Consider the following 25,432-nt stretch of genomic DNA (forward strand, 5'->3'; position numbering starts at 1 on the left):
GACACCTACTTTCGTTGTTGTTTCACTTGATAGGGAACGGTCCGGCCCAGCACCCGGCCCTTGCCAACGGCATTGGCTCCCTCATAGATTAAGAACTCCGCATTGTTTTCCAGCGGAGCGTAGTCAATGGTATCTGGATAGAGGGGTTGGGCATTCCCCAAAGCCGGTTCATCAAATGCACACTCGTCTCCGTCCAGAAAGCATACCCCCAGATATTCCGTGGTTCCTTTGACGACAAAATGGGGACAATATTTTCCACTCATCAGACTGGGGGGAGTCTTTCGCTTGCCGCTCCAGAAGATGACCTCCACATAGAGCACCGCCCGGTTTTCATCTGTCCCGATCATGCCAGTCGCTCCATTCCTGCTTAATCGCCAAACCGCTCGGCGGCATCCTGGTAAACGGTGATGCTTTTGGCCACCTTCTTTTTCTGGCTTCGGATGCGGAAGTAGTCCCGTAGAATGCGCTTCAGTTCCGGGTTTTCCACCTTGCGGGGCAGCAGGCTGATGAACATTTCGTCGTAGCTTTCGTACAGAACACCACTCCGGTTGTAACTTTGCCAAGTCACCGTAGGCTTTCGACCTTCAGGGTCTTTGGCCAGATCAAAAAGCCACCGCTCATCCAGCTCCACATAGCGTTCAAACATAAAGGTCGTGTCATAGGACCCGTAGCGGTCATGGCCCCAAAAGATGAACGCAGTCATTCCATCAGGCCCCAGGCGTTCATAGGTCCAGTCCTCCGGATAACAGCGGTAATCCAGCATCCCCAGAGCATTGAACAGGTAGATTTCTTTGGGAGTGCCCAGCAGGAGCGAATAGGTTTCATACACCTGTTCCTTGGGCTGGGTGATAATTGCTTTCATAAAGACTGGAATCAGCCAACTGCCGCCATAGCGTTCATATAGTTCATCGGCCAGTGCTTGTAGTCGTGTATCCGGGTTTCGAATCAAGGAGGCGGTCAGAATCAAAGCCGGAATCTTCTCCATTTCCTTTGGCTTTACTTTATAGAGCCCCAGTCCTTGGGAAATGTGCCATGTAGTGCATTTGTCACCATCATAAAAGGGGGTGTGCTTGAGATGGCCGATCCGTTCCGCATTTTCCGCCAGAAAACGGTACACCTCCAACATCTTGGGGGAGGCTTTGCCCAGCATCAAATGAAAACAGAAATTCATCTGTTCCACCTGTCCCTCTTCCAGCGGTTTTGTATCCGCCTCATCCAACAGCAGGGAGAGGGTTTTCAGGATGACTGGGGCAATCTGCTCCGATACACAATCCGAGCAGGCATCCGACATAATATGGCTGCCCATCCATTTGCCCTTGACCAGCTTGGCCCACAGTGGGGCAGCAGGGGCATACTCCAGCTGCGCCAAAGCCTTCTGAGCAGCCGTTTTGCACTTACCCTTTTCTGTATTCACAAGTTGGAACAGCAGTTCGCCGTTTGCTTCATCCTTGCCCAGCTCCAAAATGGCCTGTTCTCTCTTTACGCCCTTGGGAGGCAGTTGTTCTAAAATCATCAGAGTATTCATAGTGTCTCGTCCTCCTTCATAAGTTGTCCCTGCACCTCTTTGGGCAGGTCATTCCACAAAATATCGTATGTAAAATCCCGAATCTCCGGGTAACACTCCCGTGCGGTCTTTTCCGCAATATCTCTATTCAGGTAGTGCATCTCTTGGTGGAAAAACCAGTTGAGTTTTTCCATCAGCCGATAGAGTCGGATCTGTTCTTCTTGAGTCATGGCTTTGATCCTCCTACTTCAATTTCAGCACAAATCCCCAGATACTCACTACAATCAGAAGAACGCCCAGCAGGAAGAAAACCACACGCCGGTATCCTCTGCTGTGGCGGTGGGCATCCCGCGTACCAGTGGGGTCGCAGAGCCAGTTCCAGTTGCGGACCGCTCCAATCAAAATCACGGCCCCGATGACCACTGAGGCAATGTACCAATGCTCCTGTAAAAAAGCTGTGATCTGCTCGCTGTTCATTTAGGTTTCCTCCTCGCCTTCGTCGTCGCGTATCACCTCATACCACGCTCCGTCTTCTCCGCGCATCTGCATGGTACCATAGGGCAGGTTCAGGAGCGGGATAATGTCTGGATCGATGCGGCAGATGTCCCGGATATCATAGAAGCCGCAGTGCGACTCGTAGTATTCATCACCTTCGCCGTACACATCGCCCTCATCCCCGGAGTAGAAGGCCCAACCGCTCTCCCAGCCCATATCCTCGCGCTCGGGGAACAGCCGGTCCATAATCTGCACCTTGCACCCATCCTGGGCGACGCGGTCGGAAGCGTAGCAAAACAGAGGGCCGTCCCAGTCGGGAATGACAGCCGGTTTCCCTTCCGCTGCCCGCGCCACCCGCTTCTCGGGGTCATCTGCAAATTCCGCTTCCAGATACTGTTGATACCGCTCATCCAGCAACTGCTCCACACGCTGACGGCTTTTTTCAGTGTATGGTAGAAGCAGGTAGGCCGCATCTTTTTCCGCAATACTGTTCCAGACACGGTCTTTGGACTCGGCCAAGACGATATTCCGGCAGTCCCGGCGGTAAATATAGGGATTGGAGCGGTTGTCCTGAGCGTACCACTGAGCAAAGCCAGAGCCTCTCCGGTCAAAGAACTGAGTGGACAATTTCCCATCCAGCTTGTTCAGGATGAACGCCCGCAGGTCCGGCCCCTTTCCGGCCCAAACCGCCTCCACCACCTCCCGATGCCGGGAGAGGAATGGGTTACTCATTTGGCCTCGTTTCATAGCCCAGCCCAGGAAGAAGGCCATCCGATTGTAGGCATCCAATTCATCTACTGGCAGGTGAAGCGCCCGGATTTTCTTGATCTGCTCTGCGGCGTTGTCCATCTCCGCCGGGTCGTAACTGATTTTCTCCCGGTCTGTGACCACATTGAGCCGGTGCGGATTGATGACCTCCAAGCTCTCGTCCGGGCAGAGGTCCAGCAGGGCGTCCGAGCCGTGCTCCAACTTGTATTGGATCTCCTCCCGATAGAGGGGAATCACCTGATAGAAGTTGACTTCGTCCCCGTCCGGCAGGCGGCAGAAAAAGGAGTCCGTCCCAAACACACCAGGACAGAGTAGGATCTCACCACGCAGCTCCGTGTTCTCCGCGAAGGGGATGCCATCCTCACCCTCATCCAGTGTAGTCCTGGATTCCAGCCCTACCTCCGGGTCCTCCATGGCGAAGTGGGCGGTGGCCAGCATCATCCGGATGGGCCAGCTCCACCGCTCCTCCCGACAGTCCGCCTTTGTCAGCTTCCAGTCTCGGGGCAGATTGATGAGCAGCTCCGCCCGTTCCAGTTTTTCCTCCCAACGCTCCTCCGGGAAACCCATCCTATGCCGGCTCAGGCCGACAGTGACCAGAGTGTAGTAGTCATGCTCCGGCCGGGGCGGGATGATGGCGATCTCCAGCGGGTGATCTGGGTCGCTGTCGTCCGTGAGGAGCTGGGTATAGACACCGAACTGCTGGTCGATATGTACTTTCACATGGCCGAGGATGTCATCATCGGCAGGGGGAATGGTCTCCTGCCGGATGATCTTCTCCCGCTCGTTCCAATCCAGTTCCAAGGAATTTTCCTCCTCCAGATACTCCTCGCAGTCTCGCACCAGCTTTTGGGCGTCTATGTCATCCGGGGCCAAGGACAGCCAGCGTTTTGCGTATTCATAAGCGGTGGCTGTGGAGCCGTATGCCATCAGGCAGGAGTAGCCCATCCGAGCATTCCAGTAGGGATCGTTCTCACCCTGGGTGCGGACGGACTCCAGCAGATCAATGGCGTGCCGGAGAAGATCTCCATCCACTTCAGCGTTCTCGCCAAGAGCACCGCGGTCACTCAGCACCGCCAGATTGCTGTAGGCTCGGCCCAATTTTAGCGTCAGCAGATAATCCCGCTCCCGTTCTGGGATGGCTTCGATAGCCTCAATGCATCGGGCAAACTCGTCCGCATCATTCCACTTCTCAATCTGCTCCAGCAGCTCTGCTCTTTCTGCCTGATTCATCGTTTCACCGCCTTTTCTGTTTCATCCTTTGCCTTTTTTGAAGTGTCCGCTGCCTCGCCAGGTGTTGACTACGCAGGTGAATATCTGACCGCAGTGCTTGCACCTAATCATGTGAGCCATAATTTCGTCTGCCCATCCATCCTCAGTCTTTACCTTCTCCAGCGGACAGGTGGATTCCTCTGCAATCAGTTCAAATTCGCCTTGTCCTACCAACTGCTGGATATAGGCAATACAGGCCAGGTAGTCCTTTGGGGCATCAAATTTTCTCCATATTTGAATGTTTCGGCAGTGCTCGCACATAATGGATGCCTCCTCCTGTAAACGGTTGTTGTCAGCCCTGTATATCAGCGTCAACGGGGCCTTTTTTCAGCGTTCCATCCACAGTGATCACATGGCCCCAGAACATATCGTCGTCCTCGTACCAGGCGGTAAAACGGCCGCCGGGAGATACTGTAAACTCGGTGAGCAGGATGCGCCGGGCGAACTCATCTTCGGTGATGGGGTCTTTCTCCGCTTCCCGGTCGGTCTGGTCATTGTCCGCCAGCCACTCGTTGGCCTGAGCGGTGAGCTTCTGGGCAGCCATCGCCCGCAGGGACTTGTCCCACACCTCCTGATCTGCCACCAGTTTCTTCATCACATTGGTGACACGGGTCCAGGACGCTTTCTTTTCAATCTCCACATCCAACGAGATCCGGACTTCTTTTCCCATCCACTTACAGGTCCCCTCGAATATGCTCATCTCACGATCCAGCGTGAGGGTTCCCAGCACTTCGTCCTCCAGAAGAATGGGCTTTGTGTATTCCGCCCAAATCTCCTCCAGTGCCGGACAGGGTACGCCTTCCTCCAGTACCTCAGTGACATACCACTGAGGTTCGTAGAGGGCATCACCTTTCCAGCCGCGGGCTTTGATCCGGTAGATCTGGCCCTTGGTAAACCGCTTGGAATAGTCGCCGGCATCCCGTTCCTTGTCCGTCAGCGGCCAGCTCAGGTAGCATCGACCGGAGATCACCTGTCCGGTCTGGGCATCCGCCATGGCGAGGGCATGGGTATGCGCCGCCCAGTAGGTATCCAGAAAGGTTTTGTCTGCGCTGACACCGTCCTGGATCAGTACCAGTTTTTCCTCATCTTCCGGGGCGTACAGGGCAATAAAGTCCTTGACCGTTCTCTTTTTCATGGCGTTCTCCTTACGCAAATACCTGCTGGTATTTCTCTTTCAGTTCCTTGGGCGCCGTCTTGATGACCTTGCTGCCGCCGTTTTCAGAGGCTGTGCCCCAGATGGCCCAGAGCACATCACGCCACAGGTAGGCCAGCGCCCTTTTGTCATTGCCGGATTCTTCCGGCAGGTAATATTCCAGATGCCCTTTGATCTCCATCAGAGCATCCAGGCTCTCCTCATTGGCGATCAGGGTGCGGAACTCCTTTGCGGGCTTCAGATTCTGCATGGACTGGACACCGTGGACCAACACCGGCAGGGACTGAGCAGTAAACCCGTACTTCTTAAAAAAGGTGTGAATAAACTTTTCTTGCAAAGAGGAGTGCTCGTCATCACAGCGATCCAGGTAATCGCACACCAGCCGCCACCACTTCGGCCCTTCCAGTCCCAGGGCAAACACGGCAAAGGTGCCAGGCATGGCGCAGGACTCATCAGAGAGGTTGTTGTACCACTCGTCCTCCTGCATGGCCAGCCGAGCATAATTCTCCATCCGGACATGGAGACGGGGATACCGCACCGCACAGGCAAAAAGCTGATGGACACCCTTCTTGGGCAGGCCGGGGATGGGCAGGTAGATCTTCTCCGGTCCGCGAAACTCGATGGAGTAGCTGCGGGGGAACTCCGGCTGCTCCAAAATCTCAATCAGATAGCTGAGAGCCTCCTCACAGGCCCCCTCGCCGCAGTCCCTGGCGGTAATGCGGATGGTGGCGAAAGCGTCGTTGGCCGAGGCGGTGAAATGCTCCGTCTTACGCCGCTGGATGTCCTTTGGCAATTTGCCGCTGCCAGCTGTTTTCAGCTGCTTCACCATGTCGGGACGGAGCTGGGAAACCAGGCCGAGGATGTGTTCGGTTTTAAGATACTCAAAGCTCTGTCCATACACCGTGCAGCAGACCGCCACATAGCAGGCAAAGCGCAGCAGCTCTTCATCCGCATCCTCGGGGCGCAATTCCGGCAGTACCGTGCAGGGCGGAAAGACGGTAAAGCCATCATCCCGCTCTCCCACAAGGAAGTAGCGTTCCTGTACCTGCTTTTCTATGTACTTCTCCAATGTATAGTGGATCTCCTGCCAGCCCACCAGCCGCCGCATGGCGTCGCAGAGAGAGACAGCATCCTCACAGGGAAATCCTTTCAACGGCAGCTCGGTCAGATACCGCTCCAGCAGCTGATCAGGGAGAAATGGCGTCCCGTTGTGGTTTCGCACCACGGTCGGGTAGGCGGAGTGATTTTCACGGGCGGTGCCGTTCAGCACATCCTGAATGCAGAGATCCGCCTCCGCCAGTACTTCTGGTGAAGTGTCCGGTTTATGTATCAGATAATAACGGTCATTTACACCATCGCGCTTTGGTAAGCTCATGCTTGATCACCTCTGTTTAGACAATAAAAAATCCCCGCGACACCCTGTCACTTGGACAGGCTGACGCAGGGCATGAAAAGGCCGCAAGGGAGACGCCACATCCACCAGCGGATGTGGTTTCTTCTTCAGCCAAAATCAATTTTTCATATTTGAACAGAACAGCCGTGGACTGTCCCAGTTTTTCTTCCATAGCAAGACCTCGGGTTACAAATTTCTAAATGGGTATACTTTACTATTTTATTATATCACATCATCTGTTTTCTTTGGAAGAGAGATTTGCTCCTCAGCCAAATTTGTGATGTGGATTTTTCCCTTTCTCTTTCCTGTCCCGGCATACTCCAGCAGTTCTCTGGCATTGCTGGCCGGATGCCGCACATAGGCGATGAGAAAATCGCTGCGCTCCACCATATATCGGTTTGCGCGGACGATGGCAAGCCGTTTGGGGACCGTTTCCAGATCCGGCGGATAGAACAGAGCGTCGAACGCCTCTGGCAGATCCACCTTTCTGTTGACTGGGTAATATGGGGTCATCAGCATCAGCGTAATATCCGGGTGCGCTCGCTTGGCCTGCGACAGTGCCCAGATCACCAGACGGTCGAAGTTGCCATACCGCCCCACCACAAATTCAGATACGCCATATTCCGTGATATGGCGCTCTATGGTTTCAAGCAGGGTTGGGTACACCCGATCTGGTGTCTCCCTATGCCCTATAAAGAAGCAGCTTCCCATCTGACAGCCCTCATACACAGTCGCAGTCATATTTTATTGATTGTGATTCATAATAGAACTATAAAGCCAACGCCCATTTTAATAATTATATCACTAATTATTCGTTGTGTGAAGCGAAAGTTGATGATTTAAGTGCGAACCCGCGACGCTCCCTTATATTAAAATAATAAGTAGAGATTGGAGGGAGAGGATCATGGACGATAACCGCCGCTATGAAGCGTTTGTGCGGAACCGCATCACAGAGCTGCGGGAACAGAAGGGCGTTTCTGAGCATCGGATGAGCCTGGAGCTTGGAAAGAGCGGCTCCTACATCAGAAGCATCACCAATGGAATTTCTATGCCCTCTCTCCGGGAGCTGTTCAACATCATGGAATACTTTGATTTGACGCCAACTCTTTTCTTTGCTCCTATGGACGATCCGGATTCCCTGCGTGGGATCATAGGCAAGAAGCTGCTTGCCCTGCCGGATGAAGACTTGGAGAAAGTAGCTGTTTTTCTGGACTGGATCAGAAAATAACCGCTCCTACTGGCGTTTGACATGAAAAATATGCCGCTCAGTCAGTTCCTGATAGTTTCTGACATGGGCGGTTTCTTTTTTGCGCTCTTGGGGGAAAGAACTTCCGGCTATTGAAATTTCAAGCTCTTTCCACTAAAATGGATTTCATCGTCTGTTATCAACCGTTCCGATTACAAAGCGAGGTAGGAAAAAATGAACCAAAAAGAAATCAATGAGCTGCGGCGCCGTTTTCGCCCGGAAAAAAGCGCCATCAGCCGTGTTTATGGATGCTATGTCAACAGCAGTAAAGAGATCGTTTCCGATCTGGACGAATCCCTGGGCATGATGCCGCAGGAGGAGTCCGAGAAGTATTTGAGCCTTTTGAAGAAGGGACTGTCCGGTTCCCTGGGGAAAAACCTCATTGATATCGTATTCTCCACTCAGCAGGTAGTGGACAGTGAGGAACACCGCCTGCTCACCACACTGCGGGATTCCCAGCTTAAGGACAACGAGGCCCGCCAGACCTTTTACCACAAGGTAATTGACAGTCTGGACATGGGGGACAGCAGTTACCTGTTGCTCCTGACCTGTGACAGCTACGATGTTCCCCATCGGGGCAAGGATGATTCCCTGCAAGCGGATGCCTCGGATGAGGTGTTCACCTACATCGTCTGTGTTGTGTGCCCCATCAAGGAGGGCAAGGTAGAGTTGGGATATTTTCCCGGTGACAATGAATTCCACTGTGCTGCCGGGCAAACCGTCGCTCCTCCTGAGCTGGGTTTTCTCTTCCCGGCATTCGATGACCGGGCAGCAAATATCTATAACGCTCTCTTTTACAGCAGGAAGGCCAATGAAATTCACCAGGAGTTCATTGACGCGATCTTCCATGTGGAAGCGCCGATGTCTGCCGTTGAGCAGAAGGAAGCATTCCAGTCAGCTCTGAGCGATGCGTTTGACTGCAGTCTGGAAGTGATGCAGACTGTTCATGAACAGCTGCGTGAGAAAATCAAGGAGCACAGGGAGAGCAGGAGTTCGGAACCTCTGGAGATGAGTGCCTCAGAAATAGGGCAAATCCTTCAAAGCTGCGGGATTGCGGATGAACAGGTGGCAGCATTCCAGGAAAACTGCGGCGAGCAGTTTGGTTCGGGGGTTGTCCTGAATCCGGCAAACCTGATCGACAGCAGCCGCTTTGAGATCAAGACACCTGAGATCACCATTTCTGCTGATCCAGAGTATAGTTACCTGGTGGAAACTCAAATTATCAACGGGCGCAAGTACCTCCTAATCCCTACTGAAGATGGCGTGGAGGTCAACGGTTTTGCTGTCAGCATTACAGCTGCACAGAAAGACGATTAAATTTCAAAAGCCGGACACAACGCAAGGCGGTATAACCTTTAAGGCCAGATATTGTTTGTTATTTTCTGTCTTAAATAAAATCCTTAGAGTGGGCGCTTCTGGTTGGTTCATTATGAACCGGGACTCGGTTCACATGATATGTAGACCCTCCCCTTGGCGGGAGGGTCTGCTTTTTACAGGCTATCTCACCAGACGGTTTCTTGCTTCCAGTGCTGATGCGCAGTCATGGCCTGTCAAATACTGTGCCGCATCCAGCCATTCCTGTTCGCTGCATGCACCTAAAGGGATCGCGGCAGTGAGCCTGTGCAGCCGTTCACTTTGCTGGAACAGCCGAAGATCAGAAAGAATTCCGCATCCCATTTGATAAGCCAAATAATCCAGTAGATCGATCTCAACCAGCATTGGACACCTCCGTCATACCACATGATACAGATTGGAAGTAAGACTCCCATTCTCCCGCCAGCGTGGGTCCTTTTGCAGCAGACCAGCCCTGCAGAGATCATCCAGTGCCCGCTTGACCGTAGAGCGGGAAAGCCCCAACTCCAGAGCAATGGTTCTGATGGCCGGCCAGCAGCGTCCCTCGCTGTCTGCCCGATCCTTGAGGTACATATAGACGCTCTTGGCTCTGTGGCTTAGATTGGAATTGTAGATATTTCTAAAGCTGTTCATTCTGTTTCCCTCCGTCAAGGCCGAAATACCGTTTTGCGGGAATCCGGTGCGGCCTGAATTCCCTGAGCCATACCGCCAGCGGATGTGCCGCCTCCCTGCGGCTGCTCACTATCCATTACAATCGTCCCATAGTGGCGGCGGATGATGGACTCCTCCAACTCCTGTTTGTCAGCATAGGCAACGAACCGCTGGGCCTTCTCCGGTACTTCATAGGGCATGCCGAACCGGATGCCCCAGTCAAGGAACAGCCGCAGTTTGACCTTCATTGGGTGGACGCCGGTCTTGGCCACAATAAAGCTGCCCTTGGGCATGGACTTAAGTTCATCCGGGGTCATGAGGGGACGCTCCATCATCTGGAGGGACTGGCTGGGATCGTTTTTTCCGCGGGAGATACTGCCGCTCATTACCGTCCGGCTGCCCAAAGATTTGGACAGTTCCACCGCGGTCTGACTGGCCGGGGCGAAGCCGCCGTAAAGGTTGACCTGGCAGTTGTCCACGATGATCTCAGAGCCCTCTTTTCCATAGTTTTTCTGCAGCTGTCCCGTAATGCTCTGGACGATAGGCACCAGCATGAGTCCTCTGGACCGGGAGGCGGAAAACATCAGTTCCAGCGACTGAATGGGCGGGCAGGTGCCCAACTCGTCCGCGAAGAAGACCACCCGGTTCTTGAGCCGGCCGCCGTTCTCGTCGGCCACAGTGAGGATCTCCCGATACAGGTTTTGGAGGATCAGGCTGACCATAAAATACTTGGTCTGGTCCTCCTCGGGCAGTACGATAAAGATGGCGGATTTCTCATTGCAAAACTTCTCCGCGTCAATGGCGGTGTCAAAGCAGAGGATCTGCTCCATCTCCGAGTCGAGGAAGGCGTTTAGGCGGGACAGTACCGTTGAGATTACGGAGGCCATGGCCTGCTCCGCCGTGTTGAGGGCGGACCCGGCAAACCAGCGGGCCTTATGATTAGGCGGGAGCTTTTCCAGCAGGAGCTGGAACTGATTCTTTCCCTTCACCCGGCTGGGGGCCAGCAGTTCCTGCACCAACTTGAACACCGACACGATGTGGCGCTTTTCAATGGGATTGCCGTCCGCGTCCTCGGTGGGCAGGTACTCGGCCACCAGCAGGAACATGGCAGTCAGAAGGCCCTCGGCGGAATCGTAGAAAAAAGCATTCTGCCCATACTGGGCGCTGTCGCCGCCGCTGGTGTTGATGAGGGTCTTGGCGAGGATCTTGGAGTATTTCTCTGCCTTGGCCTTTGCCGCCAGGTTTTTGGGGTCGGCTTTATAGATATCCATGTACTTGTTGATCAGATGAAGCAGGTTGTTGCCGTCCGAGCGGGTGGGATTACGCAGATCCAACACGGCGATTTGGTATCCGTAGCAGTCCTTGGCAATACCGGCATAATTGCGGAACAGGTCGCCCTTGGTATCCGTGCAGAGGAAGGACATCCCGCTGGCGAGGGCATATTCGATGTTGGGGTACAAAAAGAACGCGGTCTTTCCGGCGCCGCTGGCGGCGGTGACCATGGCGTGGATGTCATCGGTGTCCACCAGAGCTGTAACATGGTCTTTGGGCCCTTCGCAGCCAAGGACAAGGCCCTGCTTTTCCGGCAGATGCTCTCCCTTGCGCCACAGCTCTGGTTCAAAAGGGACATGGGCATAGGTCTGCCGAATCTCCTGTTTGGTAGCCCAGCGTGCGGTTCCGTGCTGGCCGTCGCCCACAGTCTTGGATTTGATTCCGTCAAGGGTATAGTAATGGGAGAGAAACGCGAGGCCGCCGATCACGAGAAACATGATGGCGCCTACCACGATAAGTGTTATAACTTGCGTTGGCACATGATCCTCCTTTTGATATCTACGCCTTAATATCAGAAGGGGATGTTCAGTTTTCGCTTTGTCTGCTATAATAAATTGGTATGAGGTGATTGCTTTGATTTGCGCATGTGACCATTGCTACTATCTGTTTGAGGCGCCGGAACTGCCGGAGCAATGCCCGGACTGTGGAAAGCAGGCAACCCGGCCAGCCAATAAGCAGGAGCGGGCAGAATATCTCAGCAGACAAACAAGCAGCCAGGAAGATGCGGAGGAGTGGGACTGAGCCATTCCTCCGCTTTGCTGTTTCAGGCTTAGGCCATCACTGGCTCAGTTTCCCTCTGGGTCTTTTCCTCTTTCTGCCGCCGTTTGATCTCGTCGGCCTCGTACTTGACCGGCACCTTGGCACAGGAGATGGCCAGCTCCAGCCATGCGCTGGCCACCTCTTTTTTCTCTGCCTGGGTACGGATACCCTGGCGATTGTTCTTGGCCAATACGCTTTGGAATTGCATGGCGATCTCATCCGCCCGGTTCTTGAGGATACTCCGGTTCTGGTGAGGCAGGATGTGGCTTTCTAAAAACCGGACTCCCTGCTCAACGGTCAGCGCGGTACCCATCTGTTTGCACTCCCGCAGCACCACCGAGAGGGACAGCGCCGCCATGGTTTCCATGTGCTCCATCGCCTGGTCAAAGCGTCCCCAATGAAGGTCGTTCCGGTACTGCAGGAGCAGGCCGGGGATTTGATAAGCCGCCCGGTCCGGCTGAACTTCCTTGCACCTGGTCCCGATTCGCTGGCAGACGAGGTCTGCCGCCACAAACTGCGGATGCTCCTCGGCGGGCTGTGCCTCCAGTCCATGCCGTGCTTTCAGATCCTCGTCCCAGTCTTTGTATTCGGATTGCAGCGGGGCAATTTGAGAATAGCCATGCTCCCGCAGAACATCCGAGAGCCGGCCGACGGCCTCAATTCCGGCAGCGTCGTGGTCCAGGCAGAGGATGGTTTTCCGCAGATTTGGATTTTTCTCCAGCATCCACAGCATGGCATGTTCCGCCGTACCACAGAGAGCCACATAGCTGTGCTGCTGCCAGCCGTCCGGGTACAGGGTGAGAAAGGCAAGCAGATCGATGGGGGCCTCGAATACATAGAGACGGTCGCTGGTACCGACCCAGTGGAAACTGCACCGGGGATCACTGCCCTCTATGTTGCCCCGGTAGCTTTTGCCTTGGGTATAGAGCCCCCGCTTGTGGGCATGACGGGCAACGCCGCGTTCATCGAATCCGACGAACACGGCGTTGTGATACACCTTTGTCTGATCTATGGACAATTCCCGGCTCTCATAGATCAGTCCCTTCTGTGCGAAAGCGCTTAGTACCTCCCGGCTGATGTGCCTCTGCTGGAGCAGATAAGCATATACCCGCCGCATGGCCTGGTTTGAGGGAGGCAGGGCAAATTCCTTTGGCGGCTCTTTTTCTTTTTTCTCCGCCGGTATATACACCTCCCCCTGTTCACCATTGAGCAGACGGGTCACTGCTTCAGGGTAAGTCAGGCCGTAGAAATTTTGGACAAAGGAGATTGCATGGCCACCCCTTTCTGCAGCATGATCATACCACTCATTCCCATGCACAGTAATACTGTGATCTGAGGTGAGGCGTTTGTCCTGGCCGGAGGAGATGAGTTTCTCTCCCTGCCGGCGCAGGAACTCCACCAGGTCAACGGAGTTGGCACGGAGTTTTTGGTCCTCTGTGAAGTGGATATATGGCACGCTACATCCCTCCTTATCAAAAAAGAGACCGCAGTATGCGGCCTCTCAAATCTGTGTTAATTCATTCGGTTGGTTGGCATCTTTCGGAGCTCTTGGACTTGATCCCAACGCCCATAGACCACAGCGATAGTGTGACTGGAAAGGTGCCTGAAAGGGTAACTGAAAAAGAGAAAAAGATTTCAGAACTTCTTGTTGAAGCTCCAGAGGCTATTAATGGGAGTCCGCAGGTTCATACCTCATATGCCTCTCACTGATTCCTTCCCTTGAGTTTCCGGTGGAACAGAACAGGTCTGCACGGGATTGGCTTTTGCCTTTTCAGCCCTTGAATGCCTTTTGGCTGCGCCAATAAAATCTGCTGTTTAAACTGCACTTTCTGTTTCAAAAGATTACCTCCCTTATAGCTGCATTTCCGGCTCATGGTCATCCGCCTTGTGGCCCTGAGCGATCTTCTTCGCCTTGATTTTTCGTAGGAGCTTCCGATCCACCGCGACCCGAACGCCACCGGAGGGCGGTGGTTGGTTTTGCTCCTGGAAAATGTTGGCCAGATGGTGGAACAGCGAAATGACGGCCGCCACAGGAGGCTGGCCCAAGCGGTCATCCATGTGTTTCAGGAAATATTGAGCATATTCATTGCCCTGATCCGCTGCCAGCTGGAACCACTTGATCGCACTGGATCTATCTTTTGGGACCTCCTTCCCAAGCAGATAGAGCTTGCCGAGGGCATACTGGGCGTATTGATTGCCCTGTTCCGCTGCGGCGGTGAGCCAGCGGATGGCGGCTTTCACATCCTTTGGCGCATCTTCCCCCTGGAGCAGCAGCTTGCCCAGCCGGTACTGCGCAAACTGATTACCCCGGCCTGCTGACCGCTTCAGCAGACTTAGTGCTTTTACGCTGTCTTTGGGTGCATCTTCTCCTGTGAGATAGACCAGAGCCAGGGCGTATTCCGCATACCCGTTCTCCTGTTTGGCCGCGGCAGTAAGCCAGCGGATGGCGGTTATTACATCCTTTGGGATACCGTCGTCTCCCTTCAGCAGCAGTTTTCCCAGGCGGTACTGGGCAAACTGGTTCCCAAGTTCCGCAGCGTATGTGAGCCATTTCAGTGCGGCCGCCGGGTCTCTGGGCAGGGCTGCGTCACCGGCAAGATACAGCTTGCCAAGAGCAAAGGCGGCGAAGCTGTTTTCCTTCGTTGCCGCAAGTGTGAACAGAGCCACCGCCTTTTGAATGTCTTTTTCCACGCCCTGACCATCCCGATAGATTTTGCCGAGCGCGTATTGAGCACAGTCCTGGCCGGCTTCCGCCGCCTTTGTCAGCCGCTCCAATGCCTGGGCTGTCTGCTCCGGTGTAGAGGATGGATCATTGAAAATCATCCGGGCCAGTTGGTACTGCGCGTGGGGATTGTCCAGTTTGGACGCCTGTTCAAACCACTCCCTGGCTGCCGTCTCATCTTTACCAGTCCCTACACCATGGAGGAGCATCCATCCGATGCGGTACTGCAATTTATCGTCATGGCTCTGCTGTTCCAATTCGAGAAATCCGGCGAAGGCTTGCCGGTACCACTGTTCCGACGCTTCGGCGTCCTTCTCACAGCCAATGCCGTCCCGATACATCTTTCCTAACTCGTAGGCGGCATAGGGGAAGTCCTGCTGTGCGGAGGCTGTGTATAACTCCAGCGCCCGCGCATCGTCCTGTTCCACACCCTGTCCACGGCGAAACAGGCCGGCAAGGGAATATTGCGCATACTTGTACCCTTTGTCTGCGGAAAGTTGGAACCACCGGGCGGCATCACCATAGTCCTGCTCACAGCCGAGGCCCGCGGCATACAGTTTGCCGATCCGGTACTCCGCATAGCGTTTTTTCTTCTGCCTCTCAACAGCATAGAAAGCGGCCAGCGCCTTGCTGTACCACACATGGGCGGCCTGCATATCAATCTTCCGGCCCAGCCCGTCCGCAAGCATCCGGCCCAGATCGTGCATGGCCAGCGCATTGCCTTTTTGCGCCTCCTGTTGGAACAGGGTAAACGCCTGCTCAAGATCCTGGGGCTGATCCTTGCCGCCAAACAAACAGCGGCGGGCCAGGCGGTACTCATCGCTCCAGTTCATCTGCGCTTTGGCTGGCGCAGACACCGTTTTGTCTGGGACATCGTCCGGTGGGGACTCCGAGAAATCATTCCAGTCATTATCAGGCTGGGGCGCCTCCGGCAGCGGCGCTTCTTCCTGGTCCTCCACAGGGACACGGTCTTGCTGGTCATCTGGATGGAAAACCTGCTGGCGCGCCCCCAGTGTTACCGCTTCCTCAATGACGATGTTTTTGATCCGCTTGAATGCCTTCTGCTGGGAAAGGGGAAGGCGTGGAGGCAGGTCATCCTTGTAGGTACGCAGCACATCTTCCCGCAGCTCATACCACAGGGCATAGGCTGCGGCGACACATGGCTCTTTGGCCAGCTCGTCCACAATCTCATCCACTACAGCCTTCAGCGGAGCCTTGAGGTAGCCGTACTGCTTCCGGCCTCCGGTGTGCCGCAGGCGTTCCGCCAGATGCTCCATGAGCTTCTCCATGCGGTGGTTGACCACGGCGCCGCTCCACATCTGTTCAATTAACTGCTCCAGCATAGAGCGGGCATCCTCATTCAGCGTGTCCCTACTCTGGGTCTGCTGCTGGTAAAGCTCTGTCAGCTCCTGCCGGAAGATCTCTTTTGCCAGTCCCGACTTGATTTGGGCGATGCCCTGCGTGGTGAGAAAGCCTTTCGACGGATCGGCGCTGTAGCAGACCATGTGGATATGGGGATGGTGTGCTTCATCATGGAATGCAGCGTACCACCGAAAATCCTCCCAGGGGATCTTCATCGCCTCCGCCATTTCCATGGCATACTCGGAGAGCAGTGCTTTCCATTCTTCCGCCTTATCATAGCCGAGACGGGCAGCGTCTTCCCGCCGCAGAGAGATGATGGGCAGCCACACATTACCGGGGTGGGCCGCGACCGCTTCCGCTACCTGCGCCAGTACGAGCTGATCTTCCTCACCGGTAAACAATCCATGGGAACCGACGCGCTGGGCGCGGGGGCGGGTGGCGATGTACTTCAGATAGTTATCCTTCTTGGCGATCTGGTTATAGTTGTCCTCCAGAGCGCGAGTGATGAACTCCGATGCGTTGGTGCGTGTCGGCTCGGCCGCATAGTCCTCGTATTCAAACATCCCACGGCTGAGCGGGAAGTCCCGCAGGATCTGTTCCACCATCTTTTTCTGCTTTGAGGTGGCCGGCCACTCACTGCGTCCCGGATCGATGCGCTCCACACCATTCCGTGTGGCCATATATTTCACATAGTTTTCAAGATGAGCGGTGGCGGAGGAGGTACCGCCCTTGATGTAGGGGCACTTGAAAATCAGGCGCGGCACAGACTGTCACCACCTTTGTGCATCACTCCACGCCCCGCTGGTAGTCGATGGCGTCCTTGAAGCTGATGCGCCCATTGGTCTGCTTCACTTCACGGACGGACCGGGCGCGGAGTGTCTTGAGATCCTCGTCACTGATTTCCATGCCCGCCGCCAGTACATTCATCATCATGTTGACCTCCACCGCCAGTTTGAAGAGCAGGCGGGCGATGCGGTTCTCACTGTCCTGGACGGTTCCGCGCATGGCTGCCACCAGTGCGGGCGGCAGATATGCTGTGGCTTCCTTGCCGGAAACATAGCCGGCATAGAAGCGGATTGCCTTTTCAATAAACTCGTTCTGGCTCTGGCAGTTATCCCTTTCACAGAGTTCTTTGACCAGTTGCTGTGTTTCGGGAGCAATACGCAGAGCGAACTTGATTTTTTCTCTCGCCATACTTTCCTCCAATCAAAAATCCCTGACCTTTGCATGGCCAGGGATTCGTTTTCTTTAAGAGGCTTCTTTACTTCAAAGCTGAATGCCGCCCATACTTTGCTTTTGTGCCTCCTTTTCTGTCCATATCCCTGTTATAATGCCGGATAAACGCCGAAGTGATGGGCCATTCCAGCCGTGGTGACCCCCGGTGTGATCCCATCCCCTGAAAAGTGACCCCCGCAAAACCGTTCCCCGGCCCGCATTGCGGGGCGGTGTGAGCCGAGCGGGGGACGCTTTGCGACCCCCGCTCTTTATCCTGCACTGTTTTCGACCCCTCGGTTCACCCTCGCTAAAGGCGAAAGTGAGAGGCCATCAACGCAGGACGGTCACTGCTCATTTTAGGAACGGCCCGCACAAAGCCCCCACAAATCGCCGGGAGGGACGGCAGGGGTACGGATGCCACCCAGCCCCGGAAAAGGGCACACCGGGCCGCACAGGGGGCAATGGCGGGGGAATGCGCTCCACTTCACAAAAAGAGCCGTGCTGCCGCACGGCTTCTCATGGAGCATCGGCTATTGGTTTGCTCAGTTCTGTGTGCAGGCCATAGACACCTGGGCCCCCTCGTTCTCTGTCTGGCTCTTGATGATCCAGTCCGTCAGGTTCTGGCATTCACTCAATTCCCTGGCCAGTGCGTACATTTCACGGCGGCCATCGGCGCTGTTCAGCTTCACTGCTGTCTCGAACAAGCCCCAGATATTATCCAGGGTTTGGAGGCCGCTGGCGTTTATCGGCAGGTCTTTTTCCTCCATCACATGATTCACCTTTTCGGGCTCGGCTGCTTGGGTAACTGCGATTTCTTCCTGACGGATCAAGTCCAGCCACCGCTGTGTGTCTGGTATTGGAAGTCCCCATGCCGTTCCAACCTGTGTCACAGCCTTTCGATATGGAGTTACATCCACAGCTGTTCCATAGAGCATAAGGTATGCAATGGCCTCCTTTGCGAGATTTTCCTGCAGTTTACATACTTGTTTGGCTTTCATTCGTTGAACTCCTTTCCTCGGATTTTTGGTTTGTTTCAGGCGCCGGTTGGCTGCCCATGCAACAACACAATGCCACACTTCCGGAGAGAAATCCATTCATCATTGCCAATAAAAAGCGGCTTGAGAAGCTGTGGGAAGTCGATAAAATTTACCGAGCGGCGTTTCCTACAGCCGAATCTCCAGCCCTTCTTCCGCCTGCTCCCGCAGCAGGGCGGTCCTTGTTTCCCCCAAGCTCTGTCCATTCTGTTGGTGACAGTAGGCGTCCATCTGGTTCCACAACTGGACCTGTTCCGCGGAAGTCAGCGGGTAGAAAAACTCAAACTCATGACCGTCAGAGCAGACGAGACATACGGTCAATGCGCTGTCTATCCGCCCGGTCTTCCAGCCAAAATTGGCGTACACATTCAGCCAGTCATCGTTGAAGGCAGAGGCAACATTGGTACCAAATACTGCGTCAGGATCGAAGTTTATGGGGATATAGAAGTTCAGTTTCCCATCGCACTCTGTGATCTCATCGGTGAAGGATACCGCATCTACCGGCAGCCTTTTGGTACCTGCAGTGAGTTCCGGAGGGGCTTCACGCTCCATATCCAACTGTGCGTAGTAATCGTTCAGCGTTTTCCCGGTCCTGCCGAGGTAGTCCGCTTCCATCTGTTTTCGCAAAAGAGCCCGTTCTTCTTTTCCCAGGGGATAGGTGAAAAGTTTCTGTACCACTCCATCCTGGCGATGTAGAGTAAGGGAAAGGGTGGCGTCGGCCTCCTGCCGTGCGGCGTCGTAATTGCAGAGAATATCCAGCCAGCCCCCCGGCTCTAAACAGTCCGCCGCCGGGCCAAGAACCTCCCGCTGGGCCTCATCGCTGGTGAAGTCAAACTGAAAATTCAGTCCATGGCCTGACAGAATGATCTCCTCCGAGAAGGTAAGATCGCCCTCCCGCAGAGGTCGGATTCCTCTGGTTTCAATCGAACCAAAGGTCTGCAATTCAATATTCCGGCCGTACAGATAATCTACAAGTCTGCGCCATTGTTCGTTTCTCTGGAGGTTGCGAGTTCGGTTGGCGTGGTAGGCGGCCGTAGATACATCCTTGTTTTTGAAGGTCTGCCAACCGTCTGCGAGATTCAGCGCGGAACACCAGCCGGCATCCAGATCAATCTCAAACGCACCTGATACTTTGCCAGTATTTTCGAGGCGCAAGGCGGCCAATTCATCAAACCGCTCCCGCGTAATGGGCTGTGTCTTATAAAAGTGGTGGGAGAAACCGCCCTTCACCGCCTCGGCGTCTCCTTGCAGATAACGGCGCAGCCGTATGGCCACATCCAGAAATTCCTCGCCATTACCCGTTGAGAAGATACTGTCATGGCCATTCTCCCGAATATGAAAAGCCGCATAGACTTTCTGGTCTTCCGCTGCCTGTGCTGACTCCAGTTCTTCCTTTGTGATAGCTGTTTCAATCTGTACCCACCGTTCTAATGGAACAGTTTCGTTGTACAGCGTTATCAAATAATCCTGCAGATGCCGTTTAACATTACTGCCTTGCGCCTTCAGCGCCTCCTCCAGCGCCGCCCAGCGCCGCTGATCCAGCCACGCCTCGGTAGATACAGAATCGGCCATTATTCAACCCCCTTCTTCTCGTCAAAAGTATCCGGCGCGGCGCTTCGAGGGGACCGGGCAGGCCGCGGGCGGGGCTGTTCCTCCGGCTCCGCCATGCTTTCAATATACTCCCTGGTCTGAGAAGGCACATATTTTTTGTAGAGCTTCTCCATGAACATATCCAGTTCCAACTCTAAAGAGGTACCGTTCTTTCCCGCATAGAACTGGACGGCTTTGAGTTTTTCCTGCTCAAATGAAACCGTGACTGTGGCTTTTTTCATCGTGATCCCTCCATTACAGAAACAGTTCCATGGCATGTTCTGCCCTGGAACTGTTGGCAAGTGTTTCATCGTATTGTGCCAGAAGCTGTGAATTGACGCCGTCCAGAACCAGTTCCACTCCATAGGGGCCGGGGCGGATGGCGGCAATCTTGGCATCCAGAAGAGCCGAGAATTCTTCTTTGCCCTGGGCGGTCAGACGGGGAAGGTCCGCTGCGGGCACCCAGCCAACATCTTCGGCGGCATGAACTAAATAGACATCATGATCCGGCAGTCCAAGTGTCAACAGATCCCGCAGATGGACGGCCGGGGCTTCCGCCAGCGCATGGAGCTGCTGCTCCTGCACAGGCTCTGGTGGAAAATACACTCTGGTTTCACTGCCATCCCTGCAGAAATAATCGACCTTTCTCCACTCGCCGCCATGGGCAACCTGCAACTCCCCAAGATGGCTGTATCTCCAGTTCCGATTATTTTCCTTGCACCACTGGACTACATGGTCGCTGACGCTGCCGGACTTCCAGTCGAAGGTGAAGAGAGTTTCACCCTTCTGCCGGAGCAGTTCCGTCCACTGTACCCGGTCTGTGAAGCCCATACTTCGGGCAACAAACGCCTCACACATCCGGATCGCCCAGTCGGACGGCTCTGCCTGATGTTCATGTTTCTTTCTGAACTCCTCCAACTGCCAAAGCAGATCCAACTGATCCTGTTTAATATTGATGTTTCTTTCCTCCTCTTTCGTGTCATCCTTGGACTGTTTATCCAGCGATAGATTGTTTCCAAAGGCTTCCGTCAAGCTCTCGTAGATGCTCTCCGTATCCCATTCGCCAGCGGCAGTCAGCCGGCCAGCGATCTCCCGCAGGGTCGTTTCCTGGGCAAGCATCTCATCGCCGGAGATAAGCCAGGGCCACATCTTCGAGGTTTCCTGCTCAAAGCGAATGTAGTCCACGATGTCCTGGTATGCGTCATCGCAGTCAGGCTCATAGCGGTGGGCGAGATCGAAGCCCATGGCCTCAATCTCCTGATTAGTCAGTCCCAACTCATTGTGAAGCGTCTTGTAGAGTTCCTCACTTCCGTCATGCTCCGCAAGGAAAGCTATGAGCCTGTTCTGGATTCTGTTGGCGCCTGCCGTTGGAAAATGGTTTGCCAGGGCATCCAAGCTCTCCCGCAGGCTGCCGGCCCGGTGGTCATATTCCAACCGTATTCGCCCATTGTCCAGATCAATGACCGCCCGCTGTTCCGCAGCCCCGCCATGACCAAGGTCATGGCTCAGGGCCTCCGCTTCATCTGCAAATACCCGCCTGAGTGGAGTGCCGCGTTCAGCGGCAGCGAGAGAAAGAGCCTCCGCGAAGCTGCTGTTCTCATTTTCCGCGATGGCAGCGGCCCGCGCTAACAGTGGATACAGCCCCACAAGCCCAGCTCCATCCTCGCCTACAAAAGCGGTTTGCCGTCCCCGTTGCTCTACTTGATACAGCACTGCCGTAGTATCCCTCCCATCGTTTTATTACCGTGTTCTGTCTGTTTTACATAGAGAGATCCTGTTCCTCACCCATCTCCACATCCCACATGGTCCGGACCTCATTCAGGTAATACCCAGCCAGTTCTTTGTCCTCGCAAAAGAAGGGGACGATGCCGCGGACCCCATAGTGCTCCTCACCAACCGCTGGGTTGTACCGCCCAAGCACATAGTGAAGGGGGACTTTTTCCATTGTGAAAAAAGTTCCCCGCACAGAGCAAGTCTTGTCCTTTTCATCCACGCTCTCTATTACTCCACCGCGTAGATCGAAATCGCCGGGGCCTCCATATGGCTCGGTAGCGACAAACAGCACCTTGTCTCCAGCCGTCAGCTCCTTAGCTAACAGGCAGTCCCGCATACGGGAAATGATTTCATCACGGGAGGTGAAGCTCTCGGCCTCCTGGATTTCATCGCTCTCCAGTTCGAGAGCGGACAGAGCCTGCTGGTACGCGGTATGAAGCCGTTCATCCGGCACATTTGGGTCAAGGCAGTAACCGAAAGCCCCTGGAGCCAGGCGGGTGATTCGTTCCTCATCTGGGATCTGTTGTAATTCTTCATAGGCGGAAAGCAGATTCACCAGCTTCCCTGATTTTGGGAGAAGGTCAGACTGCACCTCAGATGCTTCGATCTGCTCGTCCACATATTCATCATACAGAGCGAAGCCGAGGCATCCAATTTCATCGTTGCAGATTTCCAATGTGTTATGAAGGATATCGTAGAGGCTGCTGTCATCGAAATACTCTGCCATATAGTTCAGAATGCCTGATATGATCTCCTCCTTCCGCTCTGCGGAAAGAGAGGGGGCGGGCTGCTCCGGCGCCAGGTTTTTGCAGTAGTCCAGATAATAGCAGACATCAAAGCACTCGTCCGTCAGGGTGACATCCGCCGCCTCCGGCCGCTGCTCCAGCTTCTCAAGGAGCATGGTATCGAAGCCGTTCCCGTCCTCTATCACCAATCCCATTTGCTCATAAAGCTCACTGAAATAATAGCACCAGCTACCCTCGTTGGTGTTTTCCGCTCCCTCCCTGATGATCTTTTCCACTGCCTGCTCCAGAATGGAATCAACCACCGCTCTTGCTCCGGGCAAGTAGGCAAAGTGTTTCCCCCCATCATAGGCAAAAACTCCGTCTTTATGCCCCTCTCCCAAAACGAGGACGCCCTGGTAGATCCGTCTACCGTGTTCATCAGCATAGAACGGCTCTGCAGCCCAGCGGCCATCCTGGTGAGGGCCATTCAAAAAGTCTTGGAATTCCTCGTCCGGCAGCGTAACCAGCCGAACTGCCTCACACTCAAAGATGTGGAAGCGTCCGGCCTTGGCCGGCAATTGAAGTTTCAGCCGCAAAATATCATCCTCCAGTCTTCGGTAAATAATAGCGGGGATTGGTACGCTCCCCATTGACCCGCACTTCAAAATGCAGATGCGGACCTGTAGACCTCCCAGTGGAACCGGAGAGGGAAATGATATCCCCAGCCTCCACTGTCTGGCCAACCTGGGCCAGTAGACGGGAATTGTGGCCATACAAGGTGGATAGTCCATTGCCGTGGTCGATTATCACATAGTAACCATAGCTGCTGTTATATTGGGAAACTGTGACCGTCCCAGGCAGTGCGGCCCGGATAGGGGTGCCTGTGGGTACTGCCAGATCTATCCCGGTGTGTCCCCGTGTCTCGCCAGTGAAGGGGTCGCTGCGATACCCGAACTCCGAGGTGACCACGGACTCCCAGCCTGCTCCGATGGGAGAGCAGAAGCCATCCACCCCAATGAACGGGACATCAGCCCCAGGGAACCAGCCGCCGCTTTCCCCGCTGGGGCTGCCATAAAGGATGAGATGATAGATACTGTCAGCGTTGGCCTGATGGTCCGCGGTGACCTCGACTCCAATGGCATGGCTGATCCGCTCATAAATTTCAGCCAGGTCTTCAATAGGAACGGCCACCATGTAGGTTTCTGTGGTCTCCACCTCATTGCCTTCTTCGTCGGTGGTGGTAACCGTTCGGGTTCGCTCCTCATAATCCACGAAACAGTCCGCAAACTCATGGATGCCATCTGTATCTGGCTGTTCTGCGGCGAAATACAGAGCATAAAAAATGGCCTTGACGCGGGTATCGTCAAGGCTTTTTCCATCTTCGCATTGACTATTGATCTCCGCGATCACTTCGTCCAGTTGGTCAAAGCTGTTCCGCATATCCTCGATGTATCTTTGGTACTCCGGCGTGGCGCTGGCGGAAATGGAGCCGCCGTGGAAGCACAGCTCCACGGCGGACACATTGTGCTGTGAGGTTCCTGAGAGGATGGCGCAAAGCAGAACCACCAGAACGATCAGCGGGGAAAGGATAGCCACAATGCCCCAGCCCACCTTTTTGCGGGCTTCCTCATTGGAAAGAATTACTATCGCCGCTTTGACGGCCGCTGCAACGGTGGCACTCATAGGTTCATACCTTTCATGGGCGAATCCTCTGGCTGCGTACTGTTCTGCAGTTCAGACCAGTACGCGGCCAGCTCCTCCATGGTTTCCGTGTACCCATCGCCTTTGGGCCGATGCTCCGCCCACAGCTGGTACTGCTCCAGATCAATTCCCCGGTCCAGCAGGAGCTTGGCGGCTCCGACCGCCTGATTGCTGACACAGGCATAGAGCGCGTCGTAGTTGTCCGGCTCCACCGGCATCCCGTGTTCCAGCAGTCTCTCTGCCATCCACTCCTGATGCTGGCCCGTGAGGGTGCGCAGGATGCCGGCCACCTCATCGCCCGGTCGGACGCCCTTGTCCACCAGATCCACCGCGGTCTGGAAGTCCAGCTTTTCCGCAACCCAGCGGAGAAGCTTCGGGGGCACAGAAGCAATCTGCTCCGGCGTGCATTGGGCGATCAGGTCTTTGGCGATGTTCCGGCAGTTATTTGTATAGGCATAGAGGATCACCTCACCGTGGAGGGAGGGGAGCGGCTCCGAGAGGCGGCCTTCTGATTCCTTCACCAATGTTTGTACCCGCCAACTGTCTCCCGTTTCCACCGCCCGCTTACAGGCAGTGAGATATGCCTCCGGGGAAAACCTCTCCACCGCCGCAAGAAGTATCAGGGTCATATTTCCTCCCACGACACCGGGGCGTCCCGCCACCTCGATCAGCAGGTCATCCGTCTGGTCTGATACCCTGGGATAAAGGTTTTTGAAGGCGTCAAATTCTCCGTCCCGAATGGCCAACACGGTTTTATCGTAGTCGCTGATGTGCAGGGGGTACCGTCCCACCTCATCCATATAGGCGGTGATGCTCCCGGTCATCCGCCGCAGGAGCTGTTCCGTCTGGGACATGGCCTGTTCCTGGCGTTCCTGCTGTTCCACCAGCGCCTCGATGATGGTGCGCTGCTCCGTAGGATTCAGGTGGACGATCATGCCCTCCGGCTCCGCCCGCTCACCCTGACGGAGATGTCGGGCATAGGTTTCGCCGTCCCCGTGGAACGCCTTGGTGATGGCGGAGGAGATGAGGAACATCCGGTCCAGATCTGCGCCGGTTTCGCCCAGCGTCTTGCCGGTGATGAAACTTTTGGTGACGGGGCGGCTGTCTTCATACCACTTCAGGTACACATCTAAATAGACGCCCTCGTTGCCGCCGTAGTCGGTGGTACAGAAGATGTCGGCGTCTTTGGGGATCTCCCGGCCATTTTCCCATTCCCGGTCCATGAGAAAATACTCGTCCGGAAGATATCCCATACTTTCCAGACGGTGCTTCAGTTCCTCGAAGACTTCCTGTGCGACGCGCTGACCGGCATACTGCATCCTCCGGGGATCTCCCGGAAACGGCTCCCACTGCTCCAATTCAATTTTTTTCATTCGAATTTCCTTTC

At 54.8% G+C, this 25,432-nt stretch carries 27 protein-coding genes; 3 read left to right on the top strand and 24 right to left on the bottom strand.

Annotation, left to right across the window (positions count from 1 at the left end):
• Positions 1 to 5: 5 nt before the first annotated feature.
• From EIO64_RS02030 to EIO64_RS02075, 10 genes are read right to left on the bottom strand one after another with little or no spacing between them, the layout of a single operon-like run.
• Positions 6 to 347, bottom strand: a complete 342-nt coding sequence (locus EIO64_RS02030) for a hypothetical protein (protein ID WP_006877290.1) — start codon at positions 345 to 347, stop codon at positions 6 to 8.
• Between the two features lie 20 nt (positions 348 to 367).
• A complete protein-coding gene (locus EIO64_RS02035; RefSeq protein WP_006877289.1) occupies positions 368 to 1,525 on the bottom strand; it encodes a hypothetical protein in 1,158 nt (385 codons plus the stop codon).
• Positions 1,522 to 1,734 (bottom strand): hypothetical protein, encoded by a 213-nt coding sequence (locus tag EIO64_RS02040; protein WP_006876758.1) that lies wholly within the window; start codon positions 1,732 to 1,734, stop codon positions 1,522 to 1,524. The genes EIO64_RS02035 and EIO64_RS02040 overlap by 4 nt, the downstream gene beginning before the upstream one ends.
• 13 nt (positions 1,735 to 1,747) lie before the next feature.
• Positions 1,748 to 1,981 carry an immunity 17 family protein gene (locus tag EIO64_RS02045; RefSeq protein ID WP_006877288.1) on the bottom strand — a complete coding sequence of 78 codons (234 nt, stop codon included), beginning with the start codon at positions 1,979 to 1,981 and terminating at the stop codon, positions 1,748 to 1,750.
• On the bottom strand, positions 1,982 to 3,997 hold the full coding sequence (locus tag EIO64_RS02050) for an immunity protein Imm33 domain-containing protein (protein WP_009259975.1): 2,016 nt from the start codon (positions 3,995 to 3,997) through the stop codon (positions 1,982 to 1,984).
• Positions 3,998 to 4,018: 21 nt separating this feature from the next.
• Positions 4,019 to 4,297, bottom strand: a complete 279-nt coding sequence (locus EIO64_RS02055) for a hypothetical protein (protein WP_009259976.1) — start codon at positions 4,295 to 4,297, stop codon at positions 4,019 to 4,021.
• 31 nt (positions 4,298 to 4,328) lie between these two features.
• Positions 4,329 to 5,171 carry a DUF2262 domain-containing protein gene (locus EIO64_RS02060; RefSeq protein ID WP_006877285.1) on the bottom strand — a complete coding sequence of 281 codons (843 nt, stop codon included), beginning with the start codon at positions 5,169 to 5,171 and terminating at the stop codon, positions 4,329 to 4,331.
• Positions 5,172 to 5,181: 10 nt separating this feature from the next.
• Positions 5,182 to 6,564 (bottom strand): DUF6138 family protein, encoded by a 1,383-nt coding sequence (locus tag EIO64_RS02065; protein WP_024730824.1) that lies wholly within the window; start codon positions 6,562 to 6,564, stop codon positions 5,182 to 5,184.
• A 16-nt stretch (positions 6,565 to 6,580) separates the two neighbouring features.
• Positions 6,581 to 6,754 (bottom strand): hypothetical protein, encoded by a 174-nt coding sequence (locus tag EIO64_RS02070; RefSeq protein WP_170180083.1) that lies wholly within the window; start codon positions 6,752 to 6,754, stop codon positions 6,581 to 6,583.
• A 50-nt stretch (positions 6,755 to 6,804) separates the two neighbouring features.
• Positions 6,805 to 7,293 carry a hypothetical protein gene (locus tag EIO64_RS02075; RefSeq protein WP_009259978.1) on the bottom strand — a complete coding sequence of 163 codons (489 nt, stop codon included), beginning with the start codon at positions 7,291 to 7,293 and terminating at the stop codon, positions 6,805 to 6,807.
• A gap of 193 nt (positions 7,294 to 7,486) precedes the next feature.
• Here EIO64_RS02075 and EIO64_RS02080 point away from each other — a divergent pair, with 193 nt between their 5' ends.
• Complete coding sequence (locus EIO64_RS02080; RefSeq protein ID WP_006876442.1) at positions 7,487 to 7,810, top strand: helix-turn-helix domain-containing protein; 324 nt, start codon at positions 7,487 to 7,489, stop codon at positions 7,808 to 7,810.
• A gap of 192 nt (positions 7,811 to 8,002) precedes the next feature.
• Entirely contained in the window at positions 8,003 to 9,145 is a 1,143-nt protein-coding gene (locus EIO64_RS02085; protein ID WP_006876443.1) for a DUF4317 domain-containing protein, read from the top strand.
• Between the two features lie 180 nt (positions 9,146 to 9,325).
• Here EIO64_RS02085 and EIO64_RS02090 read toward each other — a convergent pair whose 3' ends face one another.
• The 4 genes from EIO64_RS02090 to EIO64_RS02105 form a co-directional block, all read right to left on the bottom strand.
• Positions 9,326 to 9,547 carry a hypothetical protein gene (locus EIO64_RS02090; protein WP_006876444.1) on the bottom strand — a complete coding sequence of 74 codons (222 nt, stop codon included), beginning with the start codon at positions 9,545 to 9,547 and terminating at the stop codon, positions 9,326 to 9,328.
• A 12-nt stretch (positions 9,548 to 9,559) separates the two neighbouring features.
• Complete coding sequence (locus EIO64_RS02095) at positions 9,560 to 9,814, bottom strand: helix-turn-helix domain-containing protein (protein ID WP_006876445.1); 255 nt, start codon at positions 9,812 to 9,814, stop codon at positions 9,560 to 9,562.
• Positions 9,815 to 9,828: 14 nt separating this feature from the next.
• The gene (locus tag EIO64_RS02100; RefSeq protein WP_009261382.1) at positions 9,829 to 11,643 is read right to left on the bottom strand and encodes a type IV secretory system conjugative DNA transfer family protein; all 1,815 of its coding nucleotides are present in this window, start codon (positions 11,641 to 11,643) and stop codon (positions 9,829 to 9,831) included.
• 290 nt (positions 11,644 to 11,933) lie between these two features.
• Positions 11,934 to 13,379: a DUF3991 and toprim domain-containing protein gene (locus EIO64_RS02105; RefSeq protein WP_006876448.1), complete on the bottom strand. Its 1,446-nt coding sequence runs from the start codon at positions 13,377 to 13,379 to the stop codon at positions 11,934 to 11,936.
• On the opposite strand from EIO64_RS02105, the gene EIO64_RS02110 reads away from it, so the two are divergent.
• On the top strand, positions 13,373 to 13,633 hold the full coding sequence (locus tag EIO64_RS02110; protein ID WP_136890733.1) for a hypothetical protein: 261 nt from the start codon (positions 13,373 to 13,375) through the stop codon (positions 13,631 to 13,633). The genes EIO64_RS02105 and EIO64_RS02110 overlap by 7 nt on opposite strands.
• On the opposite strand, the gene EIO64_RS18735 is transcribed toward EIO64_RS02110, so the two are convergent.
• The 10 genes from EIO64_RS18735 to EIO64_RS02155 form a co-directional block, all read right to left on the bottom strand.
• Positions 13,627 to 13,761 carry a hypothetical protein gene (locus EIO64_RS18735; RefSeq protein WP_255654015.1) on the bottom strand — a complete coding sequence of 45 codons (135 nt, stop codon included), beginning with the start codon at positions 13,759 to 13,761 and terminating at the stop codon, positions 13,627 to 13,629. The genes EIO64_RS02110 and EIO64_RS18735 overlap by 7 nt on opposite strands.
• Positions 13,762 to 13,774: 13 nt before the next feature.
• Complete coding sequence (gene mobP3 / locus EIO64_RS02115; protein ID WP_006876450.1) at positions 13,775 to 16,771, bottom strand: MobP3 family relaxase; 2,997 nt, start codon at positions 16,769 to 16,771, stop codon at positions 13,775 to 13,777.
• Between the two features lie 22 nt (positions 16,772 to 16,793).
• A complete protein-coding gene (locus tag EIO64_RS02120) occupies positions 16,794 to 17,201 on the bottom strand; it encodes a hypothetical protein (RefSeq protein ID WP_006876451.1) in 408 nt (135 codons plus the stop codon).
• 563 nt (positions 17,202 to 17,764) lie between these two features.
• The gene (locus EIO64_RS02125) at positions 17,765 to 18,220 is read right to left on the bottom strand and encodes a hypothetical protein (protein WP_006876452.1); all 456 of its coding nucleotides are present in this window, start codon (positions 18,218 to 18,220) and stop codon (positions 17,765 to 17,767) included.
• A gap of 165 nt (positions 18,221 to 18,385) precedes the next feature.
• Entirely contained in the window at positions 18,386 to 19,828 is a 1,443-nt protein-coding gene (locus EIO64_RS02130) for a hypothetical protein (RefSeq protein ID WP_006876453.1), read from the bottom strand.
• Positions 19,828 to 20,088 (bottom strand): DUF6103 family protein, encoded by a 261-nt coding sequence (locus tag EIO64_RS02135; protein WP_006876454.1) that lies wholly within the window; start codon positions 20,086 to 20,088, stop codon positions 19,828 to 19,830. Before EIO64_RS02135 ends, EIO64_RS02130 begins: the two co-directional genes overlap by 1 nt.
• A 13-nt stretch (positions 20,089 to 20,101) precedes the next feature.
• Complete coding sequence (locus EIO64_RS02140) at positions 20,102 to 21,559, bottom strand: hypothetical protein (RefSeq protein WP_006876455.1); 1,458 nt, start codon at positions 21,557 to 21,559, stop codon at positions 20,102 to 20,104.
• Between the two features lie 46 nt (positions 21,560 to 21,605).
• Positions 21,606 to 22,940 carry a hypothetical protein gene (locus EIO64_RS02145; protein WP_009261384.1) on the bottom strand — a complete coding sequence of 445 codons (1,335 nt, stop codon included), beginning with the start codon at positions 22,938 to 22,940 and terminating at the stop codon, positions 21,606 to 21,608.
• Between the two features lie 4 nt (positions 22,941 to 22,944).
• The gene (locus EIO64_RS02150; RefSeq protein ID WP_006876457.1) at positions 22,945 to 24,027 is read right to left on the bottom strand and encodes a M23 family metallopeptidase; all 1,083 of its coding nucleotides are present in this window, start codon (positions 24,025 to 24,027) and stop codon (positions 22,945 to 22,947) included.
• Positions 24,024 to 25,418, bottom strand: a complete 1,395-nt coding sequence (locus EIO64_RS02155; protein ID WP_006876458.1) for a hypothetical protein — start codon at positions 25,416 to 25,418, stop codon at positions 24,024 to 24,026. The genes EIO64_RS02150 and EIO64_RS02155 overlap by 4 nt, the downstream gene beginning before the upstream one ends.
• Positions 25,419 to 25,432: the final 14 nt, after the last annotated feature.

Source organism: Dysosmobacter welbionis, assembly GCF_005121165.3.
GTDB lineage: Bacteria > Bacillota > Clostridia > Oscillospirales > Oscillospiraceae > Oscillibacter > Oscillibacter welbionis.

Excerpts from the sequence above, each read along its gene's own strand:
- EIO64_RS02030 (WP_006877290.1), bottom strand. The coding sequence starts at position 347 with ATGATCGGGACAGATGAAAACCGGGCGGTGCTCTATGTGGAGGTCATC.
- EIO64_RS02035 (WP_006877289.1), bottom strand. The coding sequence starts at position 1,525 with ATGAATACTCTGATGATTTTAGAACAACTGCCTCCCAAGGGCGTAAAG.
- EIO64_RS02040 (WP_006876758.1), bottom strand. The coding sequence starts at position 1,734 with ATGACTCAAGAAGAACAGATCCGACTCTATCGGCTGATGGAAAAACTC.
- EIO64_RS02045 (WP_006877288.1), bottom strand. The coding sequence starts at position 1,981 with ATGAACAGCGAGCAGATCACAGCTTTTTTACAGGAGCATTGGTACATT.
- EIO64_RS02050 (WP_009259975.1), bottom strand. The coding sequence starts at position 3,997 with ATGAATCAGGCAGAAAGAGCAGAGCTGCTGGAGCAGATTGAGAAGTGG.
- EIO64_RS02055 (WP_009259976.1), bottom strand. The coding sequence starts at position 4,297 with ATGTGCGAGCACTGCCGAAACATTCAAATATGGAGAAAATTTGATGCC.
- EIO64_RS02060 (WP_006877285.1), bottom strand. The coding sequence starts at position 5,171 with ATGAAAAAGAGAACGGTCAAGGACTTTATTGCCCTGTACGCCCCGGAA.
- EIO64_RS02065 (WP_024730824.1), bottom strand. The coding sequence starts at position 6,564 with ATGAGCTTACCAAAGCGCGATGGTGTAAATGACCGTTATTATCTGATA.
- EIO64_RS02070 (WP_170180083.1), bottom strand. The coding sequence starts at position 6,754 with ATGGAAGAAAAACTGGGACAGTCCACGGCTGTTCTGTTCAAATATGAA.
- EIO64_RS02075 (WP_009259978.1), bottom strand. The coding sequence starts at position 7,293 with ATGGGAAGCTGCTTCTTTATAGGGCATAGGGAGACACCAGATCGGGTG.
- EIO64_RS02080 (WP_006876442.1), top strand. The coding sequence starts at position 7,487 with ATGGACGATAACCGCCGCTATGAAGCGTTTGTGCGGAACCGCATCACA.
- EIO64_RS02085 (WP_006876443.1), top strand. The coding sequence starts at position 8,003 with ATGAACCAAAAAGAAATCAATGAGCTGCGGCGCCGTTTTCGCCCGGAA.
- EIO64_RS02090 (WP_006876444.1), bottom strand. The coding sequence starts at position 9,547 with ATGCTGGTTGAGATCGATCTACTGGATTATTTGGCTTATCAAATGGGA.
- EIO64_RS02095 (WP_006876445.1), bottom strand. The coding sequence starts at position 9,814 with ATGAACAGCTTTAGAAATATCTACAATTCCAATCTAAGCCACAGAGCC.
- EIO64_RS02110 (WP_136890733.1), top strand. The coding sequence starts at position 13,373 with ATGGCACGCTACATCCCTCCTTATCAAAAAAGAGACCGCAGTATGCGG.
- EIO64_RS02120 (WP_006876451.1), bottom strand. The coding sequence starts at position 17,201 with ATGGCGAGAGAAAAAATCAAGTTCGCTCTGCGTATTGCTCCCGAAACA.
- EIO64_RS02125 (WP_006876452.1), bottom strand. The coding sequence starts at position 18,220 with ATGAAAGCCAAACAAGTATGTAAACTGCAGGAAAATCTCGCAAAGGAG.
- EIO64_RS02130 (WP_006876453.1), bottom strand. The coding sequence starts at position 19,828 with ATGGCCGATTCTGTATCTACCGAGGCGTGGCTGGATCAGCGGCGCTGG.
- EIO64_RS02135 (WP_006876454.1), bottom strand. The coding sequence starts at position 20,088 with ATGAAAAAAGCCACAGTCACGGTTTCATTTGAGCAGGAAAAACTCAAA.
- EIO64_RS02150 (WP_006876457.1), bottom strand. The coding sequence starts at position 24,027 with ATGAGTGCCACCGTTGCAGCGGCCGTCAAAGCGGCGATAGTAATTCTT.
- EIO64_RS02155 (WP_006876458.1), bottom strand. The coding sequence starts at position 25,418 with ATGAAAAAAATTGAATTGGAGCAGTGGGAGCCGTTTCCGGGAGATCCC.